Below are 18,601 nucleotides of genomic sequence, written 5' to 3' on the forward strand. Positions count from 1 at the left end.
TCTGCTCTGAGCTACTGATGTCGGGCGCGGGCGATAACCTCGCAGGGACCGTCTCGAGAGGAACCGCCCTTGCTCTATTTCGTCAAGCCGTTCGGCCAGCTCAGCTGGACTGAAAACGTCGATCAGACGCTAATCGACCTCGCCCGCGCCCACAACAAGGACCTCGCGCAGGTAAGCGAGTGGTGGAAGCCATCCGAACGAGCGGCCAATGACGACGACGTCCGTGTCGCGCTTCGCTATGGCATCGCCGCGACGGGCGGCATCGTGGTCGACGCCGGTCACGTCGTCACCGTCCAGCGCCCGGGCTCGCTACGGGTGCTTGCCGCCGAGAACTCGGTACGCACCGCTGCCTACAACGCCAGCCCGCAGGTCAAGATGGTGGACGAGTACCTCGAGCAGATGATGCCCGGATGGAAGGCGCAGGGCCGAACCACCGATGCGGGAGTCGAGGCATCACTGCGGGACTCGATCCGCGAGGCCGAGCGGGACGCCGCCCAAGAGCTCGCCGGTGAGGTCAAGCCCGAGCTCACCAGCCACTGGCAGCTGCTCGGCGGCAGCCTTCCCGTACCCCTCTAGTGCTTAGGCGGATACGAAAACCCCGAGTAAACAGCGAAAGGCCCCGGTCCTCACGTGGAGCGCCGGGGCCTTTTCTGCTGCTGACCTGGTATTGCTGGTGCCGGCTACAGGACTTGAACCTGCAACCCCCGTATTACAAGTACGGTGCGCTACCAATTGCGCCAAGCCGGCAGAGCGCCCAGTCTACCGACGTGAGGCGCGGCTCCCGATCAGGGGGTGGGCGTCACCGTCGGGGTCGGGGTGGGCGTCTCTTCGTAATAGGTGTCGCTCGCGACCGTCAGCACGAACTGCGCGAACTCCTTGGGGTCGTCGAGGGCGCCCACGTACTGGGTGCCGTTGACGAGCACCATCGGAGTGCCGGTCAGCGCGACGCCGTCCGTGCCGGGAAGCTCCTTGAGCGCCCGCTCGGTCGCCGTCTTGGCCCACGACGCGTAGGACTGCTTCTCGATGCAGGAGCGCACCACCTTGGGTCCGTCCAGGCCGGTCGCGATCGCGAGGTCGGCGAGCTCGGTGTCGGTGAAGCCGTCGGAGTCGACGTCCGGCTGCTCCTTGAGCAGTGCGTTGTTGAACGCGAAGAAGTAATCCGGGGAGTGCTGGGCGACGCATGCCGCGGCAGCCGCCGCGCGCAGGGAGTACTTGGTGCCGTTGGACTTCGCGGTCAGCATCGCGACCGGGTAGTAGGTCAGCGTCGCGGCACCCTCGTCGACCCAGTCCGACAGCTGCTGCACGTTGGACACCTGGAAGTCGCGCGAGCCCGTCGACAGGTAGTCGACGTACACACGGATGTCGACCGAAGCGGTCTCGGCGGGAGTCGCGGTCGGTGTCGGCTCGGTCTCGGCCGGCGGCTCAGGGGTGGGGGTGGGCGTCTGCGCGTCCTGCACGGCGCCGTTCGCGCCGGGGTCATCCGTGGTGAGGCCGACACCGGTGACACCGGTGACCATGAAGCCGTCGTCGACCACGTTGGCCGGGCTCATGGTGGGCCGCGACGCGCTCGACGAGACCGTCCAGGTCACGACGAGCGCGGTGACGGCGACGACCGCGAGGATGCCTGCAGCCAGCGACGTGCGGCGGAGCACACGCAGACGGGACTGACGCGCCTGCACCTGCTGCGCCTTTTCGCGCACTGCGTCGCGGCGCTCGCTGGTCGCGGCGTTCGATGACTCGTCGCTCGACATGGAACCTCTCGGAACGGACGGGGCCGTGAATTCGGCCAGGGTCGCAGGGGAAGGCGACCGAGATCGATGGTAGTCAGCCACCCTGGGAAATGCCCAGACGCAACCTCCGCGGAGCCCATGTCATACTGTTCCATGCGCCCGATGGCGGGCGCGCGGGATAGCTCCCGCTCATCCATCACAACGGATCGTCCGGCACGTACCTGCCGGTGAAGGAGAAGAAAGCATGGCGTCCGTCACGTTCGACAACGCAACCCGCCTGTACCCCGGGGGCACCCGTCCCGCCGTGGACAAGCTCAACCTCGAAGTCGCAGATGGCGAGTTCCTGGTTCTCGTCGGCCCCTCGGGCTGCGGTAAGTCCACCTCGCTGCGAATGCTGGCCGGCCTCGAAGAGGTCAACTCGGGCCGCATCCTCATCGGCGACCGCGACGTCACCGACGTCCCGCCGAAGGACCGCGACATCGCGATGGTGTTCCAGAACTACGCGCTGTACCCCCACATGACGGTCGCCGAGAACATGGGCTTCGCGCTCAAGATCGCCGGCGTCGGCAAGGAGGAGCGCGCCGCTCGCGTGCTCGAGGCCGCGAAGCTGCTCGACCTCGAGGAGTACCTGACGCGCAAGCCGAAGGCGCTCTCGGGTGGTCAGCGTCAGCGCGTCGCGATGGGCCGCGCGATCGTCCGCCAGCCGCAGGTGTTCCTCATGGACGAGCCGCTGTCGAACCTCGACGCCAAGCTCCGCGTCCAGACCCGCACCCAGATCGCGTCGCTGCAGCGCCGCCTGGGCGTCACCACCGTCTACGTCACGCACGACCAGACCGAGGCCCTCACCATGGGTGACCGCATCGCGGTGCTCAAGGACGGTCTGCTCCAGCAGGTCGGCACGCCGCGCGACCTGTACGAGAAGCCGAACAACGTCTTCGTCGCCGGCTTCATCGGCTCGCCGGCGATGAACCTGTTCCCGGCGGACCTCGCCGAGGGCGGCGTCCGCTTCGGTTCCGAGGTCGTCCCGCTCGAGCGCGACACCGTCGGCCGTGCACACGGCAGCCAGGTCACCGTCGGCGTGCGTCCCGAGGACATCGTGGTCGGCCCCGCCGACGGCAAGGGCCTCTCGGTGGTCGTCGACCTCGTCGAGGAGCTCGGCGCGGACGGCTACCTCTACGGGCACACCGACATCGCGGGCAAGCGCACCGACATCGTCGCGCGCGTCGACGGCCGCAGCCACCCGATCGCCGGTGACACCGTCACGCTGGCGGCGTCGGCCGGTCACGTGCACGCCTTCGACATCGAGTCGGGCGAGCGCCTCAGCGACAAGCCGGTCGTCTCGGCCTGACAGCAACGTCGCAACGGCGCGGGTGGATTCACTCCCCCGCGCCGTTGCGCATTCTCCAGGGGGTGACGTGCCCGACGCATTGAGCATCACGGCCAGCAGCGTCGATCCCGGGCTGCTGACGCTGCCGTGGTCGACCCCGCTCGCCGACTGGCCATCGAGCAACATCGTCTACCTGCCCAAGGGCATCTCGCGGCACCTGGTGCGCTTCGCCAATCTCTCCGGCCGTGTGGTGGCCGTCAAAGAGACGACCGAGGCGATGGCGCGCCGCGAGTACGACATGCTCGGGAACCTCACGCGCCTCGATGTCCCGTGCGTTGACCGCGTCGCCGTGATCGCGGGACGGACGGATGCCTCGGGCGATCCGCTCCCGGCGGTGCTGGTGACGGCGCATCTGAAGTTCTCGCTCCCCTACCGTGCGCTGTTCACGCAGGTCCTGCGACCCGACACCGCGAACCGCCTGGTCGACGCGCTCGCCGTGCTCCTGGTGCGCCTGCACAACGTGGGGTTCTTCTGGGGCGACGTCTCGCTGTCGAACACACTCTTCCGACGGGACGCGGGCGCGTTCGCGGCCTACCTCGTCGACGCCGAGACCGGTGAGCTGCATGAGAGCGGACTGACGCCTGGCCAGCGAGCGCACGACCTCGACGTGGCGCGCACCAACATCGCCGGCGAGATCATGGACCTCGAGGCCGGCGGCAGGCTCGAGGGCGGCGTCGATGCCGTCGCGATCGCCGACGGCATCGTCTCGTCGTACCACTCGCTGTGGGCCGCGCTCACCGACACCGAGACCTTCCGCGCCGACGAGGCGTGGCGGCTGACCGAGCGCGTGCAGCGACTGAACGACCTCGGCTTCGATATCGGTGAGATGTCGATTCAGACCACCACCGACGGCGCGAAGGTGTCGATCCAGCCCAAGGTCGTCGACGCCGGGCATCATCAGCGCCGTCTGCTGCGCCTGACCGGCCTGGACGTCGAAGAGAACCAGGCTCGTCGGCTGCTCAATGACCTGGATGAGTTCCGTGCGCGGATCTCGCGGCTCGGCGACGACGAGGAGATGGTCGCGCACGAGTGGCTGACGCGCGTGTTCGAGCCGGTCGTGAAGGCCATCCCGTGGGATCTGCGCGCCAAGCTCGAGCCCGCCGAGGTGTTCCATCAGCTGCTCGAGCACCGCTGGTACCTGTCACAGGCGAAGGGCAAGTCCGTGCCTCTCGCAGAAGCGCTGTCGAGCTACATCGACGACGTGCTTCGGCATCGCCGGGACGAAGCCACGCTCATGGGTCCGCCGACCGAGACGATGTCTCTCTCGGTCATCACGTCCGCCAATCCCGTCGTCGACGACGACGAGGTCGACTGGCGCGACCTGGTCTAGCAGCCGCCCGCCCCGAGGAGACCGATGATCCTGCACCTGGCCGTGTTCACCTGGAACGACTCCGTCACCGACGCCGACGTCGAGCAGCTCACCGACGCGCTCACCACGATGGCCCGCGGCATCCCGGAGCTGCACTCCTACACCGCGGGGCCGAACCTGCAGTTGCGTCCTGGAGGCGATTACGCCGTGGCGGCGATCGTCGAGGACGAGGAGGGGCTGGCCGCGTATCTCGACTCACCCGGCCACCAATCCGTCTACGAGCGCTACCTGGGCCGCATGATCGCCCAGCGCAGCGCCGCCCAGCTGCCGCTCGACGCCGGGTCGTTCCGGGCGCCGCAGGGGTAGAGCCGGCCGGCGCTTCGAGCGGACCCGCCCCCTCCCGCGGGCGTCAGTATCCGACGGTGAAGCGCGCGCGCGAGTGCTTCGGCGTCTCGATCTCGTCGATGACGGCGACACCGAGGTCCGGGCCTGAGATGTACGAGTCGCCCTTCTCGTCGGTGACCAGCACCTCGCCGCCGTCGCGGTACCGACCCGTCCGCTCGCCGGGAGCCCATACCCCGAAGCCGCCGGCCGGGTGGATGTAGAACCAGTCGTGACCCTTGTCGTCCGCCTGCAGGTCCTCGAGGATTCCGATGGCCTCGAGCGCCTCCGGCTTGTACTCCTCCGTGAACGACGGCTGGTCGATGAGACGCCCGCCGCCGGGTGCGACGAGGCTCCCGCCCGCGCCGCCGATGATGCCGATCCGGACGGTCGCCGGCAGCTCCGATACGAGCTCGGCGACGTTGTTGCGCACGTTGCCGAGCATGTCGCCACGAGCCGGTACCGTGCACACGACGACGTCGACGCCCTCGAGCTCGGTGACGAGGCTCGGGACGTCGAGGAGGCTCCCCTCGATGTACGTGGCACCCTCGACGCGCTCGTCCGCGACCTTGCGCGCGACGGACACGACGGTGTGACCGCGACGCACCGCCTCGGCGACGATGTTGCTGCCGGCGTAGCCGGTTCCTCCGATGACGGCGATACGGGCCATGACGTTCCTTCCGGTGGGGTACGGGTTCCTGTGGTGCAAGGCCGGGCCGGTACAGCGCATTCCCGGCGTGCGGCACTTCGCCAGACGGCGTTCATGCACGCACCGAGCCTGCCAGCCGCCGGCGTCAGCCGGACGGAGGCAGCACGAGTGTCTTGATGGCCGGTGGACGGCCCTCCGCCATCGGACGCAGCGCGTCATCGACGATCCGCTCGGCCGCGATGGGCGCCGGTGCCACCAGCCCCCACCTTCCGGCCCGGGCGGCCACCAGGCGCGCGGCGTCGGACAGATCGGTCTCTCGCACCATGGCGTTCGTGCCGATGAGCGACAGCTCGCGCACGGTCACGCGTGCGAGGTCGAGGGGGAACGGGGCCTTCGCGATGCCGACCTGCACGATCGTCGTGCCCATCGGCACGACGTCGAGCGCGAGCGCGACACCGCGCGGGGTGCCCGTGACCTCGAAGAAGACCGGGATCCGGTCCGCCCACGTCGCCGCCAGGACCGCGGCGGTGTCGTCCGTCCCCCCGACGACGGTGGTCGCGGCGCCGAGTTCGCGGGCGACCCGCAGCCGATCGGCGGCGAGATCCACGGCCACGACGCGCACGCCCTGTGACGCGAGCACATGGATCAGGAAGGCGCCGACGCCTCCCACGCCCTGCACGATCGCGATGTCGCCCGCGGCGACGCCGGATCGGCGGGCGGCGTGGACGGCGATCGACATCGGCTGCACGAGTGCGGCGTCGACGTCGTCGATGCCGAGGGCGCCGACATCCACGCAGCTCGCGGCGGGCACCGTCACGTAGCGTGCGAGCGCACCGTCGCGGTGCAGGCCCACGGCGGCATAGCGGCGGCAGACGTTGGATCTTCCGCCCGCGCATTCGGCGCAGTCCCCGCACGGCGCTGCGCCGCATGATGCCACAAGCGTGCCGAGGATGGTCTCGTCGACGCCTTCGCCGACCGCGACCACGCGCCCGGCGAACTCGTGCCCCATCACGAGCGGGCCGAGGTGACCCGTGACGGGATGCCGCGACTCGAGCGGCATGAGCTTCGGACCGTGCTCCCACTCGGCGGCATCCGTCCCGCATACGCCGACGGTCGTCACCTCGACCAGCAGCTCGCCGCGCGACGCGCGGGGCACCGGCACGCGCTCGAAGCGGAGGTCATGCCGCCCGTGGAGCACCGCCGCGGCCATCGTGGCCGCGTCCGCCTCGGGCGACGGCATCCCGTTCAGGCTCATGCCTCGGCGTAGCGGTGGCCGGTTCCCGGCGCGGGAGCGCCCGCGACGTCCCCTGTGGTGTGGACCACGTCGCCGCCGACCATCGTCAGGACGGACCGGGTGGCGGCGATCTGCTCCTCGGGCACCGAGAAGAAGTCGCGGTCGAGCACCACCAGATCGGCGTGGTTGCCCGGCTGGATGCCCCCGAGGTCGTCCTCGCGGATGAACCACCTGTTGTCCTTGGTCGCGAGCCGGATGGCCTCTTCACGCGTCACCTGCTGGCCGGGCTCCCATACGAAGTTCCCGCGCAGGTTCTTGCCCGTGATCATCGTGTAGAAGTTCAGCCAGGGATTGATCGCGGTGATGTCACCCCCGTCCGAGTGATAGCCGACCGGTATGCCGCTGTCGATGATCATGCGGTGCCGGGGTCCGAGGTTCGTCCCGTTGCGGGTGGGGCCCCAGCCGACCTTCAGACCGACGCCCATCGCCTTGAGGCGGCCGACCTGGTCGGCGGTGATATTCGGTACGTGCGACACGACCCAGCGCAGGTCGCTGATCGGCACCTCGGCGTGCACCGCCTCCCAGCCGGCGACGATCTGCGCGATGTCCCCAGCGGAGAGCGAATGGTTCTCGTTGCGCCATCCGGCGCGGGCGACCGCCTTCGCGCCGGCGATCCAGATCTCTCCGCCGATCGCGACGGCACCGCCGCCGAACCCGTTGACGGTGAACTCGCCGATGCCGCCCGAACGCATCATGTCGCTGCCGTAGAAAGGGAAGGAGTTCTTCAGGCGCGCCGTCAGTCGCGGCAGCTCCGCCGTCGAGTCCTCTTCGAGATAGTCGAACCGGATGCGGGCGGGCAGCCTCTCCGCACGGTTCAGTGCGAGAAAGCCGTTGTGAAGCGTGTAGGCGTTCTCGTTCCAGATCGCCGTTCCAGGGGTGTCGACGTGGAACGCGCCCTCATCCAGGTGCGTCGTGATTCCGAGGCCGGCGTAGTACTCGAGCGCGGCGAGCGCGTTGCGCTCGCGTTCCTCGGGTGTCATCTCCTGACGAAGTCGCTGCAGCGCCAGTCCGACGCCCGCTCCTGTCGGGTAGCCGGCGGCATTGATCGTGATCGTGATGCCCTTCGCGGCGAAGTAGTCCACGGCGGCCTGGTTCACCGCGTTCCCACCCTGCTCGGCCATGATCATGACCGGCCGCGGCACCGCGTTCAGCATCGTCAGATTCGGCAGCGTGTTGCTCGGGAACTGCATCGCCACGATGGGGCCGAGCGATGTCACGAGCTCGCCTGCCGGCACCGCGACCGCCTTCGCCGTGAGTCGCGCGACGGCGTCCTCGTGCGTGAAGACGTCCTCCAGCCCCACCCAGTGGCCGGGGCGGTTGGCGACGAGGGCGATGTGGTTGTGCGAGTCGATGATGCCCGGGATCACGGTGCGACCGCCCAGGTCGATCCGGTTCCGCGCGTTGCCCTCACGGATCGCGTCCTGGCCGACGGCGACGAAGCGTCCACCACGGACGCGCACGGCTTCGGCCACCGAGTCGTTGTCGTCGAAGGTGTGGATCCTGCCGTTGACGAAGAGGATGTCCTCGCCGGCGCCTCCGGGCTGCGCGGATCGTGCGGCCGTGTGGCCGCGGCCGGCGGCGGCGCGCGGCGTGGCCGCGGACGCGGCTCCTCCACCGCTCAGGACGGCGGCGACGGCCGCGGTCCCGCTCCCGACGATGAGGCCGCGGCGCGAGATCCCGCTCTTCTCGCCCGGGTCGGGGACGTGCTCTGACTTCTTTCCCATGAGTGCTCCTGCTGATGGTCGACGTTGACGATCTCGGCCCCCGGGCGGCAGTGTCCAGCCAGACTGCACACCTGTTCAGCCGGACGATAGCAGGTTCGCGCCGCGAGCGACAGGGAAACTCGGAAAGCCTTCGGATTCGCGCCAGAAGTCACTCTTCCGCACGCGACTGCATACTGCTACTGTCCGAGCCTGAACACTCTGTCCAGCAGCACTGGACGCAAATCCGTCACCCGTGGTCAGAGTATCCGTCTCACCTGCCAGGGCGAGGCGTCGCGCGCATGCACCGATGCTTGCGCGCTGTCACCGTCGACACCGAGTGGGAGCACTCCATGGGCAAGAAGTCGTCGCAGGATCCACAGAACGAAGATCGGGGCGGGATATCCCGGCGGGGCCTTCTCATCGGCAGCGGTACCGCCGCTGCTGCCGCCGTCCTCAGCGGCGGACAGGCTGCCGCCGCTCCCGGAGCGGGTGCCGTCGTCGCGGGGGCGGGACCGGCGTACACGAACGCTCGCGCCGCCCGGGCGGGTGGCGATCAAGACATCCTGCTCGTGAACGGTCGGATTCACACGATGGACGACGCGGGCACCGTCGTCGACGCCGTGCGCATCGCGGGCGGACGCATCACGGCGGTCGGCAAGGAGGCGCAGCGTGCCGGGAACTCCTCGAACCGCGTCGACCTGGGAGGGCGCACCGTCATCCCGGGCCTCATCGAGAGCCATACCCACTTCGTGAGTCTTGCCAACCGCCCCGGCTACCATGTCGCCGAGTGGGAGCTCGCCAAAGACATCGCCGGGGTGCTCGCGGCACTCGTCGCGCGACGGCCCGAAGTGCCCGAGGGCGAGTTCCTCACCGCGATGGGAGCCGGGACGCCGCGCATGTTCGCGGAGGGCCGGCTGCCCACGCTGGCAGAGATCGACGCGGCGGTCCCGGACCGACCGGTGTTCCTGTACCAGAACTTCAACGGTCCGGCACGGGTGAACACCCTCGGCAGGCAGTTCTTCCAGTCGGTCGCGGATCCCTCCGTCGCGGTCGCCGATGACGGCTCGATCACCGGAGACGCCGCGAACTTCGCCCTCTACCACCTGCGCATCCGACAGACCGAGCAGGACAAGCGCCGCAGCGCGCTGGACGCCATGGCGTTCTCGGCGAAGATCGGGATCACCCTCAACTACGACCAGGTCCTCTTCGCGACGCCGAACGGCACGCTGGACCCCTCCGCGTACGAGACGCAGCCGAACGACGGCCTGCGCAAGCTGAACCATTACCGCATGTACGACCCGTACCTGTCGCTCAACCGCGACGGTGCGGCCTACGTGCGACTGTGGATCAACTATCTGCACCAGCAGGGCCATATCGCGGCGCTGGGCCCGCTCGACAAGCAGCTGCCCGAACTGCGGGAACGTCTGAAGAACGCCTTCCCGGAGTTCGGCGACGACATGGTGCACGTCCGCGGTATCGGGGAGTGGGCCGCGCCGTTCGCCGCCCCGTCCAACCCCAACGGCTACGCCGTGTGGCTCGAGGCGCAGCGCCTGGTCGCGGAGGCGGGCTGGCACAACGAGAACGCCATCCCCGGCACGGCGACCGACCAGAGCCAGATCGAGCAGGTCGTCTCCACGTGGGAGTCGCTCGACGCCCAGTACGGCATCCAGCATCTTCGATGGGGACTCCAGCACGCCGACCACGCCACCGCCGACCAGCTCGCACGACTCAAGGCGCTCGGCTCGGGAGTCTCGCTGTCGGGTTTCCGCTGGCTCAGCGGCACACCGCGCGCCGACGGCCTGCCGTTCGGCCCTGCGTTCAAGCGGACGCAGGACAGCGGCATCCCGTTCGCCATCCACGAAGACGGGGTCCATATCGCGCCGCACAACCCGTGGTTCGCGTTGCACTATGCGACCACCGGCCTGAACGTGCTCGGGCAGCAGATCAACCCGGGCCAGCAGATCACCCGCCACGAGGCGCTGCGGGCGTACACCCGTGGTGCCGCGTGGTTCACCGGCGTCGACGATCGGCTTGGCTCGATCGAGGCCGGCAAGCACGCGGACCTCGTGGTGCTCGACAAGGACTACTTCACGGTGAGCGATGCCGAGATGCGGGACATCCGTCCGGTGATGACCCTCATCGACGGCTCGATCGTGCACGACACCGGAGTCGTCCGCGGCCGGCGCGACTGGCAGCACGACAGCGACCATGTGTTCGATGAGAGCTGGTGGCAGTAGCCGGACGCCGCCGGACGCGAACGAGGGCCGGGGACCCGAAGGGAACCCCCGGCCCGTGGTGCGTGGTCAGACGAGCAGGCTCAGCGGATTCTCGATACGGCGCACGAATGCGGCGAGCCACTGCGCGGCGAGTGCGCCGTCGAGCACCCGATGGTCGGCCGAGAGCGTGACCGTCATGACGTTCGCCACCGTCAGCTCGCCGTCCGCACCGACCACGGGGCGAGGGGAAGCGGCGCCGACGGCCAGGATTCCGGAGTGCGGCGGGTTGATGATGGCCGAGAACTCCTTCGTGCCGTACATGCCGAGGTTCGACACCGAGAAGGAGCCGCCTTCGAGTTCGTGCTGCTTGATGCGGCCCTCCCTCGCCCTCTGGGCCAGTTCGCGCGAGGCGCCGCTCAGCTCGCCGAGCGTCATGCGCTCGACTCCCCGCAGGACGGGCGTCACGAGTCCGGCGGGGACGGCCACGGCGATCGCGATGTCGACGCCCGTGAAGCGCCGGGTGGCCGCGTCGGTCCAGATCGCGTTGGCCTCGGGCACGTCGCGCATCGCCCACGCGACCGCCTTCAGCACGAAATCGTTGACCGACACCTTGAGCTCGAGCTGCTCGTTGATCCGCGCCCGCAGCGAGAGCAACTCGTCGACCCGGCAATCGGCCACGACGAAGAAGTGGGGCACGGTCGTCACGCTCTCGGTGAGCCGCCGGGCGATGGCTCGCCGCATGCCGGTATGCGGGACGTCTTCGTGGGCGGGGGGTTCCGGGGCCGGCGACGACGGAACGGATGCCGGAGCCCCCTCCGCTGCGACCGGCACGCCGCCGCTGATCGGAGCCGCAACGTGTTCGGCCGAGGGCCGCGCGAGGTCGTCGAGGTCCCGCCGGACGATGCGTCCCTGCGGACCTGAGCCTCGAATCGTGTCCAGGTCGATCCCGCGCTCGCGCGCGAGGCGCCGGACGAGCGGACTCGCGAACAGCCGTCGCGCCGAGGGAGCACGCGCCGTGTCACCGGCCGACGGCTCGCCGGCATCGACCGGGGCGGGTGCAGGAAGCAGGCCGTCTTCGGACGACTCGGTCGGCGACGCCGGCGCGGGCGTCGCGGGCACTGGGCTCGCGAGCTCTGGGCTCGCGAGCTCCGGGCTCGCGGGCGCTGGGGTCGTGGGCTCTGTGCTCGTGGGCTCGACGGCTCCCGGCGCGGCCGCCGTCACCGCGGCCGGTCGTGCTCCTTCCGCGGCAGCCGCGGCGAGCGCCTGCTCCGACGACTCTCCCGCCTCGGCCAGAACGGCGATCGGCGATCCGACGGCAGCCGAGTCGCCGTCGGGGACGAGGATTCCCGCGAGCACGCCGTCCTGCTCGGCCTCGTACTCGACCACCGCCTTCTCGGTCTCGATCTCGACGATCGCCTGACCCTGCGCGACAGGCTCGCCGACACCGACGAGCCAGGACTGGATGGCAGCCTCCGCGGCGCCGGCGGCGAGCGCGGGCATCCGGACGACGGCGGCCATCAGCGTCCTCCCCACGCGGCGCGCACCCGTTCGAGGCCTGCGACGACCTCCTCGGTGCGGGCGATGGCGGCGCGCTCGAGCACCTTCGAGATGCTGGGGCTGGCCTCGCCGCCCGTCACGCGCTCGATCGGCTGGTCGAGCCAGTCGAAGTACCGGCGTTGGATCTCGTCGGACAGCCACGCTCCATAGGACGTCCCGCGCGCGCCCTGCTCGACGATCAGCACGTTGTTCGTCTTCTTGATGCTCTCGCCGATCGTCTCCCAGTCGATCGAGGCGCGATCGAGCCAGCGCAGATCGATGACCTCGGCGTCGACGTCCGTCTGCTCGACGGCCTCGAGCGCGTGACCGACCATGGACAGATAGGCGAGCACGGTGACCCCCGCCCCCTCTCGGCGGATCGCCGCGGAGCCCGGTGGGATCACGTAGTCGAGGTCGCCGTCGGGCACACGGTCGGGCAGGCCGTAGAGGTCGACGTGCTCGATGACGAGCACGGGATCCTCGAGGGCAAGCGCGGCGTTCATCAGTCCGACATAGTCGGCGGCATTCGACGGGGCCACAATCCGCCAGCCCGCCGATGTCGCGAAGATGCCGGCGGGGTCCATGAGGTGCTGCGACCCGTAACCCGACCCCATCGCCACCTTGGTCCGCAGCACGAGAGGCACGGTGTTGTTGTCTCCGAACATGTGCCGCGCCTTCCCGATCTGGTTGAAGACCTGATCGGCGGCGACCCACATGAAGTCGGGGTACATGAACTCGACGATCGGACGGAAGCGGCCGTCCAGCGCCATGCCGCCCGCGAGCCCGAAGAAACCGTTCTCGCTGATCGGCGTGCCGACGACGCGCTCGGGACCGTACTTCTTCGCAAGTCCCTTGGTGGCGCCGTTCGTCCCGCCGTTGAGCCGGTGCACGTCCTCGCCCAGCACCACGATGCGGGAATCGGTCTCCATGCGCCTGTCCATGGTCGCGGCCACGGCGTCGACGAACTTCGTCTCGCGCCACGCGCCGCCGTGCTCGGCCGGGTCCCGCGTGTCGGACCCTGCCAGCTCCGACGCATCCCCGCGGATCCCGGTGTCGACGACGCTCGGATCCGGCCACAGCTCGGGGCGGATGCGGCGGCGCCCGGGATTGTCGGGATCGTCCTCGGTCAGCGCGCCGACAGCATCCGCCATCGCCGCCTGCGCCTGCTCACGCACCGCCGCTGTCTCGGTCTCCGACAGCAACGACAGCTTCTTCATCTCCGTCGCGACGCGCTCCAGCGGATCGCGCGCGCGCCAGGACGCTTCCTCGTCCTTCGTGCGGTACCCGAATGCGGAACCGGGGTACGGGCCGTTCTGATGGAAGAAGCGATACACCTGCGCTTCGATGATCGCCGCGCCCTCGCCCGCGCGCATGCGCTCGAGCGCCTCCTGTGTCGCGAGGTGCACCGCGAGCGGGTCCATGCCGTCGACCCGCCACGACGGGATGCCGAAGCCCTGCCCGCGCACCGAGAACCTCGGATCGGCGGTGACCTCGTCGGCGTGGGTCGAGACGGCGTAGAGGTTGTTCTCGATGAAGTACATGACGGGCAGCTTCCATGCCGCCGCGAGATTCATCGACTCGAGCACCGACCCGATCTGGCTGGCGCCGTCGCCGAAGTAGTTGATCGACACGTCGGTGGTGCCCGAGTGCTTCTGCGCCCACGCCGTGCCGGTGGCGATGGGGGCTCCCCCGCCGACGATGGCATTGGTGCCGAGAGCGCCTGCCTCGAGCCACTGCAGGTGCATCGATCCTCCGCGGCCGCCCGAGAACCCCTGCGCCAGCCCGAGGATCTCGGCGAGCGTCCTCTGCAGCAGGGTCTGCATGTCGGCCGTCACGAGCGCGTCCAGTGCGAGCGATCCGCCGCTGACATGCGTGATCGCCTTCGCGAGGAACTGGTGATGCCCCCGATGCGAGCCGTTGACGGCGTCCTGCGAGCGCAGCGACACGATCGATCCGACGGCGCCGCCCTCCTGCCCGATGCTCGAGTGAGCCGGGCCGTGCACGAGGTTGGCTCCCGCGAGATCGAGGACGCTCTCTTCGAAGGCGCGGATCAGATGCATCTCGCCGAGCATCGTCGCCAGCAGCGCCGGGTCAGCCCGCTTCCAATCGGATGCCGTCGTCGTGAGCTCGATCCACGGCACCTCCGTCTCCAGCACGCGTCGTCGCGCCATTTCGTCTCCGTCGATGTCCTGGACCGATATCCGGTCATGAGCATGGTAGGCCGCGATTGCATCCAATCACAAGAGCCGCCGCAGCAAAGTCGGCGAAATGCTTGCCGAATCGTCGCTCGTGGATACAATCGAGATCATCCGCGAGGACGCGACGAAGGGAACAGGAATGCCGCTGCCAGGCATGCAGGGTGCCGACCACATCGGATTCACCGTGCCCGACCTCGACGAAGCGGAACGCTGGCTCGTCGACATCCTCGGGGCAGTGCCGGTGTACACCCTGGGCGCCAAGCGCGCGGACGACGACTGGATGACCGTGCACCTCGGAGTGCACCCGAGGACCGTCATCGACGAGATCCGGTTCTATCGCCTGGGCAACGGGACGAACCTCGAGGTCTTCGCCTACGACAGCGCCGATGGACAGGCACCGCAGCCGCGCAACAGCGACATCGGCGGGCACCATATCGCGATCTACGTGGACGATATGGACGAGGCGGCGCGGTTCCTCCGCGACAAGGGCGTGGACGTGATGGGTGAGCCCGTGACGAGCGCCGGAGCCTCCGCGGGCCAGCGATGGCTCTACTTCCGGAGCCCTTGGGGCATGCAGTTCGAGCTCGTCAGCTTTCCGGCCGGGAAGGCCTACGAGGCGGAAGCGACGACGCTTCTGTGGCATCCCGCGAATCCCGCCGCATGAGCGGCCACAGCGAATCGACCGCGATCGACGCGGCACGCAGCCGCGACGGGGACGCCGGCGCTCGCATCGCCGACGGCATCCGGGCAGCGATCATCGCCGGCGCCTACCCGCCCGGCACACGGATCCGGCAGGAGGACGTCGCCGCCGAGTTCGGGGCCAGCCGGGTTCCGGTGCGCGAAGCCATCCGCCAGCTCGAATACGAGGGCCTCGTCACGGTCGTCCCGAATGCCGGGGCCTGGGTGTCGCGACTCACCCTCGCGGAGTGCGAGGAGGTCTACCAGATGAGGGAGCGCCTCGAGCCCCTCCTTCTGCGCTACAGCGCTCCCGGACTCGACGACGATCGACTCGGGCACCTCGGCGAGCTCGCGCAGCGCATCAGCGACGCCGGCGACGACACCGAGGCCTTCCTGACCCTCGACCGCGAGTTCCACCTCGCGAGCTACGCCGCCGCGCAGACGGCGCAGCTGGACGACCTCGTCCTCAAGCTCTGGAACACGACAGCACCGTACCGCCGGGCCTACGTCGCGAGCTGGAGCGCAGAGGCGCGACGCATCGCCCACGAGGAGCACCACCTGATGGTCGCGGCTCTCCGCGACGGCGATGTCGAGGAGGCAGAACGTGTGCTCGCCGCTCACATCCGCCGCACTCGACGTCAGCTCGCGAAGCATCCGCACGTCTTCGACGCCGCCGCCGCCGGCAGCGTGTGACCCCGACGAAAGGCAGCCCTATGGCGATCGCATCGATCAACCCGGCGACGGGCGAGATCATCCGTGAATTCCCTGCCCACACCGCCGACGAGGTGGAAGAGCGCATCGCCTCCGCGCACGCGGCATTCGGCCGGCTGCAGGAGACCGACTTCGCGACGCGCGCTCGCTGGATGCGCGCCGCCGCCGACCTCCTCGAGGAGGAGGTCGAGCAGGTGGCGTCCATGATCACCGAGGAGATGGGCAAGCCGCTCGTCCAGGCGCGCGCCGAGGCCCGGAAGTCGGCCACCGCCATGCACTTCTACGCCGATCGTGCCGAGGAGTTCCTGTCGGGACGATCCCTGGAGGACCCCTCAGCGGTCAATGCCTCCGCGGCCACCACGCGATACCAGCCGCTCGGCGTCGTGCTCGCCGTGATGCCGTGGAACTACCCGATCTGGCAGGTCGTCCGTTTCGCGGCGCCCGCTCTGATGGCGGGGAACACCGGGCTGCTCAAGCACGCGTCGAACGTGCCGCAGGCAGCCCTCTACCTCGACTCGCTGTTCGAGCGCGGCGGCTTCCCGCCCGGGTCGTTCCGCTCACTGCTCATCCCCGCTTCCGCCGTCGAAGGGGTGCTGCGTGATCGGCGGGTCGCGGCGGCTACGCTCACCGGCTCGGAGCCCGCGGGGCGTTCGGTCGCCGCCATCGCCGGCTCCGAAGTCAAGCACGTGGTCCTCGAACTCGGCGGCTCGGACCCTTTCGTGGTGATGCCCAGCGCCGATCTCGACAGCGCGGTCGCCACCGCGGTCACCTCGCGCACGACCAACAACGGCCAGGCGTGCATCAACGCCAAGCGCTTCATCGTGCACGACGAGGTCTACGACGCCTTCGTCGAGCGCTTCTCCGCGGCGATGGAGGCTCTGACCGTGGGAGACCCGCTGGACGCGGCGACCGACATCGGGCCCCTCGCGACCGCATCCGGACGCGACGAGCTGGCCGCGCTGGTCGACGACGCGCTCGCCAAGGGCGCGACGGCGCGGGTCGGAGGCAGCACCGCACCGGGGAGCGGCTGGTTCTATCGACCGACCGTGCTGACCGACGTCGACGCCGGGATGCGGCTGTACGCCGAAGAGGCCTTCGGCCCCGTCGCGACCGTGTTCCGCGTCGCCGACGCCGAAGAGGCACTCCGCATCGCGAACGACACGACCTTCGGACTGAGTTCGGCGGTGTGGACGCAGGATCCCGCCGAGGAGGAGTTGCTCGTCAACGGGCTGCAGGCGGGCGCGGTGTTCGTCAACGGGATGTCGATCTCGTACCCCGAACTGCCTTTCGGGGGCATCAAGGACTCCGGTGTCGGCCGCGAGCTCTCAGCCGAGGGCATTCGCGAGTTCTGCAACCTGAAGTCGGTGTGGAAGGCCTGAGCGCCCGTCGGCCGATCCGCGGCCGCTGAGGTCGAGCCGCGTCCGCTCAGCTCATCCGTGAGGCAACGGGTCGTGCGCGTCGCGGTCCCGCACGAACCAGACCGCGCGCACCTCGACATCGCCCTCGTTCCAGAAGCGGTGCGGGAGCTGCGAGTCGAAGACGATCGAGTCCCCCACCTCGAGGACGGCCGAGGCGCCGTCGACCTCGACATTGAGCGCGCCCGCGATGACGACGCCGTACTCCCTGCCCAGGTGGTGGATGTGCTCCACCGGGGAGCGCGTGTGCGGGGCGTACACGACCTCGAGGAACTCCGCATCCGACTCCCCCACGGCCGTGAGCCGACTCCACTGCGGACCCGAGCTGAGCTTGATGGTCGGATGATCCGCCACGCGCTGCACGATGCCGGCCGCCACGAGATCGGTGACGCCCTCCGCGCGGGGGGCGACCGCCGCTTCCGCCTCGACGGCCGGCGCCAGCAGGTCGTTCATCGAGACGCCGAGCTCGCTCGCGACCGAGTACAGCGCAGGCACGCTGAACGCGCCCAAACCGCGCTCGACCTGCGACACGTGACTCGCCGAGACGCCGATCCGTCGTGCGAGCTCACGCACGGTGAGGCCCGCCGCCGTCCGCGCGGCGCGCACGCGGTGTCCGACGAGGTCCCACGGGGTGTCGAGATCGGGCATGGCGGCTCCTGTGCGCTCAGTCTTCCGAGCGTCCGGGGATGCGGCTCATCGCGTCCAGAACGTCGACCGCGCTGCGCATGACATCGGGCCTCTCGTCGGGTACGGCGTCACGGCGCCCCTGCCCGGTCACGAACCAGACACCCTCGGCGACGGCATCCGTGTGATTGAAGAAGAAATGCGGGCGCATGGAGTCGAAGCAGAACGAATCGCCCGCACGGAGCACGTAGCTGTCGAAGTCGATCTTCAACGTGATCTCGCCCCGGATGATGTAGCCGTACTCGACGCCGTCGTGCCGCATGTGCGTGCCGTCCAGCGAGCTGGCGGCGCCGGGGTCGTACGTCACATGGAGCGCATCGACGTCCCCTCCGCCCGAGACCGCCAGGCCGCGCCACGAGACGCCGTTCTCCATCAGGATCTCGGGCGCTGCTTCCCAGCGCTGGACCGGATCGGCCCGCAGACGCCGTCGCGGGCTTCCCTGTGCCGACGGGGTGCCGAGAACCTCATCGACCGACAGGCCGAGGCAGTTGACGATGGCGTAGAGCGTGCTCACCGAGGGCTGGACCTTGCCGGTCTCGACCTGCGACAGGAGACTCGGTGAGATCGCCGCTTCAGCGGCCGTCGCGCGCAGGCTCAGGCCGCGAGCCATGCGGGCCTGCCTGATCCTCGCACCGAGGTCCTCGGTCATGCCGCTCCCTTCCGATGATCGACACTATCGCCCTGTACCGTCACACTGAACGCGACGCTCC

At 69.4% G+C, this 18,601-nt stretch carries 16 protein-coding genes and 1 tRNA gene; 8 read left to right on the forward strand and 9 right to left on the reverse strand.

Annotated features, from left to right (window positions below):
* Positions 1 to 69 precede the first annotated feature (69 nt).
* Positions 70 to 576: a hypothetical protein gene (locus tag HF576_RS02070; RefSeq protein WP_168911117.1), complete on the forward strand. Its 507-nt coding sequence runs from the start codon at positions 70 to 72 to the stop codon at positions 574 to 576.
* Between the two features lie 95 nt (positions 577 to 671).
* Here HF576_RS02070 and HF576_RS02075 read toward each other — a convergent pair.
* Positions 672 to 747: transfer RNA gene (locus HF576_RS02075), tRNA-Thr, on the reverse strand.
* 38 nt (positions 748 to 785) lie between these two features.
* Entirely contained in the window at positions 786 to 1,751 is a 966-nt protein-coding gene (locus HF576_RS02080; protein WP_168911118.1) for a DsbA family protein, read from the reverse strand.
* Between the two features lie 223 nt (positions 1,752 to 1,974).
* On the opposite strand from HF576_RS02080, the gene HF576_RS02085 reads away from it, so the two are divergent.
* From HF576_RS02085 to HF576_RS02095, 3 genes are all read left to right on the forward strand, one after another.
* Positions 1,975 to 3,078: an ABC transporter ATP-binding protein gene (locus HF576_RS02085; RefSeq protein WP_168911119.1), complete on the forward strand. Its 1,104-nt coding sequence runs from the start codon at positions 1,975 to 1,977 to the stop codon at positions 3,076 to 3,078.
* Between the two features lie 67 nt (positions 3,079 to 3,145).
* Positions 3,146 to 4,447, forward strand: coding sequence for a DUF4032 domain-containing protein (locus HF576_RS02090; RefSeq protein ID WP_168911120.1), 1,302 nt, complete (start codon positions 3,146 to 3,148; stop codon positions 4,445 to 4,447).
* Positions 4,448 to 4,471: 24 nt separating this feature from the next.
* Positions 4,472 to 4,792, forward strand: coding sequence for a Dabb family protein (locus HF576_RS02095; RefSeq protein WP_168911121.1), 321 nt, complete (start codon positions 4,472 to 4,474; stop codon positions 4,790 to 4,792).
* Positions 4,793 to 4,835: 43 nt separating this feature from the next.
* Here HF576_RS02095 and HF576_RS02100 read toward each other — a convergent pair whose 3' ends face one another.
* The 3 genes from HF576_RS02100 to HF576_RS02110 all read right to left on the reverse strand — a co-directional run bounded on the left by HF576_RS02100 (position 4,836) and on the right by HF576_RS02110 (position 8,474).
* Positions 4,836 to 5,477, reverse strand: coding sequence for an NAD(P)-dependent oxidoreductase (locus tag HF576_RS02100; RefSeq protein WP_168911122.1), 642 nt, complete (start codon positions 5,475 to 5,477; stop codon positions 4,836 to 4,838).
* Positions 5,478 to 5,601: 124 nt separating this feature from the next.
* Positions 5,602 to 6,711, reverse strand: coding sequence for a zinc-dependent alcohol dehydrogenase (locus HF576_RS02105; RefSeq protein ID WP_168911123.1), 1,110 nt, complete (start codon positions 6,709 to 6,711; stop codon positions 5,602 to 5,604).
* Complete coding sequence (locus tag HF576_RS02110) at positions 6,708 to 8,474, reverse strand: amidohydrolase (protein ID WP_168911124.1); 1,767 nt, start codon at positions 8,472 to 8,474, stop codon at positions 6,708 to 6,710. Before HF576_RS02110 ends, HF576_RS02105 begins: the two co-directional genes overlap by 4 nt.
* Before the next feature lie 278 nt (positions 8,475 to 8,752).
* On the opposite strand from HF576_RS02110, the gene HF576_RS02115 reads away from it, so the two are divergent.
* A complete protein-coding gene (locus HF576_RS02115) occupies positions 8,753 to 10,690 on the forward strand; it encodes an amidohydrolase (protein ID WP_168911125.1) in 1,938 nt (645 codons plus the stop codon).
* Positions 10,691 to 10,756: 66 nt separating this feature from the next.
* Here the strand turns inward: HF576_RS02115 and HF576_RS02120 are convergent, their stop codons facing one another.
* Both HF576_RS02120 and HF576_RS02125 read right to left on the reverse strand, forming a co-directional pair.
* Complete coding sequence (locus tag HF576_RS02120; RefSeq protein WP_168911126.1) at positions 10,757 to 12,187, reverse strand: dihydrolipoamide acetyltransferase family protein; 1,431 nt, start codon at positions 12,185 to 12,187, stop codon at positions 10,757 to 10,759.
* Entirely contained in the window at positions 12,187 to 14,376 is a 2,190-nt protein-coding gene (locus HF576_RS02125; protein ID WP_168911127.1) for an alpha-ketoacid dehydrogenase subunit alpha/beta, read from the reverse strand. The genes HF576_RS02120 and HF576_RS02125 overlap by 1 nt, the downstream gene beginning before the upstream one ends.
* A gap of 97 nt (positions 14,377 to 14,473) precedes the next feature.
* On the opposite strand from HF576_RS02125, the gene HF576_RS02130 reads away from it, so the two are divergent.
* The 3 genes from HF576_RS02130 to HF576_RS02140 are packed head-to-tail and all read left to right on the forward strand — an operon-like array spanning position 14,474 to position 17,171.
* Positions 14,474 to 15,067 carry a VOC family protein gene (locus HF576_RS02130; RefSeq protein WP_240948614.1) on the forward strand — a complete coding sequence of 198 codons (594 nt, stop codon included), beginning with the start codon at positions 14,474 to 14,476 and terminating at the stop codon, positions 15,065 to 15,067.
* Positions 15,064 to 15,774 carry a GntR family transcriptional regulator gene (locus HF576_RS02135; protein WP_168911128.1) on the forward strand — a complete coding sequence of 237 codons (711 nt, stop codon included), beginning with the start codon at positions 15,064 to 15,066 and terminating at the stop codon, positions 15,772 to 15,774. Before HF576_RS02130 ends, HF576_RS02135 begins: the two co-directional genes overlap by 4 nt.
* 20 nt (positions 15,775 to 15,794) lie before the next feature.
* The gene (locus HF576_RS02140) at positions 15,795 to 17,171 is read left to right on the forward strand and encodes an NADP-dependent succinic semialdehyde dehydrogenase (RefSeq protein ID WP_168911129.1); all 1,377 of its coding nucleotides are present in this window, start codon (positions 15,795 to 15,797) and stop codon (positions 17,169 to 17,171) included.
* A gap of 51 nt (positions 17,172 to 17,222) precedes the next feature.
* Here the strand turns inward: HF576_RS02140 and HF576_RS02145 are convergent, their stop codons facing one another.
* Both HF576_RS02145 and HF576_RS02150 read right to left on the reverse strand, forming a co-directional pair.
* Entirely contained in the window at positions 17,223 to 17,855 is a 633-nt protein-coding gene (locus HF576_RS02145) for a helix-turn-helix domain-containing protein (RefSeq protein WP_168911130.1), read from the reverse strand.
* 16 nt (positions 17,856 to 17,871) lie between these two features.
* Positions 17,872 to 18,540, reverse strand: coding sequence for a cupin domain-containing protein (locus tag HF576_RS02150; protein ID WP_168911131.1), 669 nt, complete (start codon positions 18,538 to 18,540; stop codon positions 17,872 to 17,874).
* Between the last annotated feature and the right edge of the window lie 61 nt (positions 18,541 to 18,601).

The organism is Microbacterium salsuginis (genome assembly GCF_012524205.1).
Taxonomy (GTDB): Bacteria; Actinomycetota; Actinomycetes; order Actinomycetales; family Microbacteriaceae; genus Microbacterium; species Microbacterium salsuginis.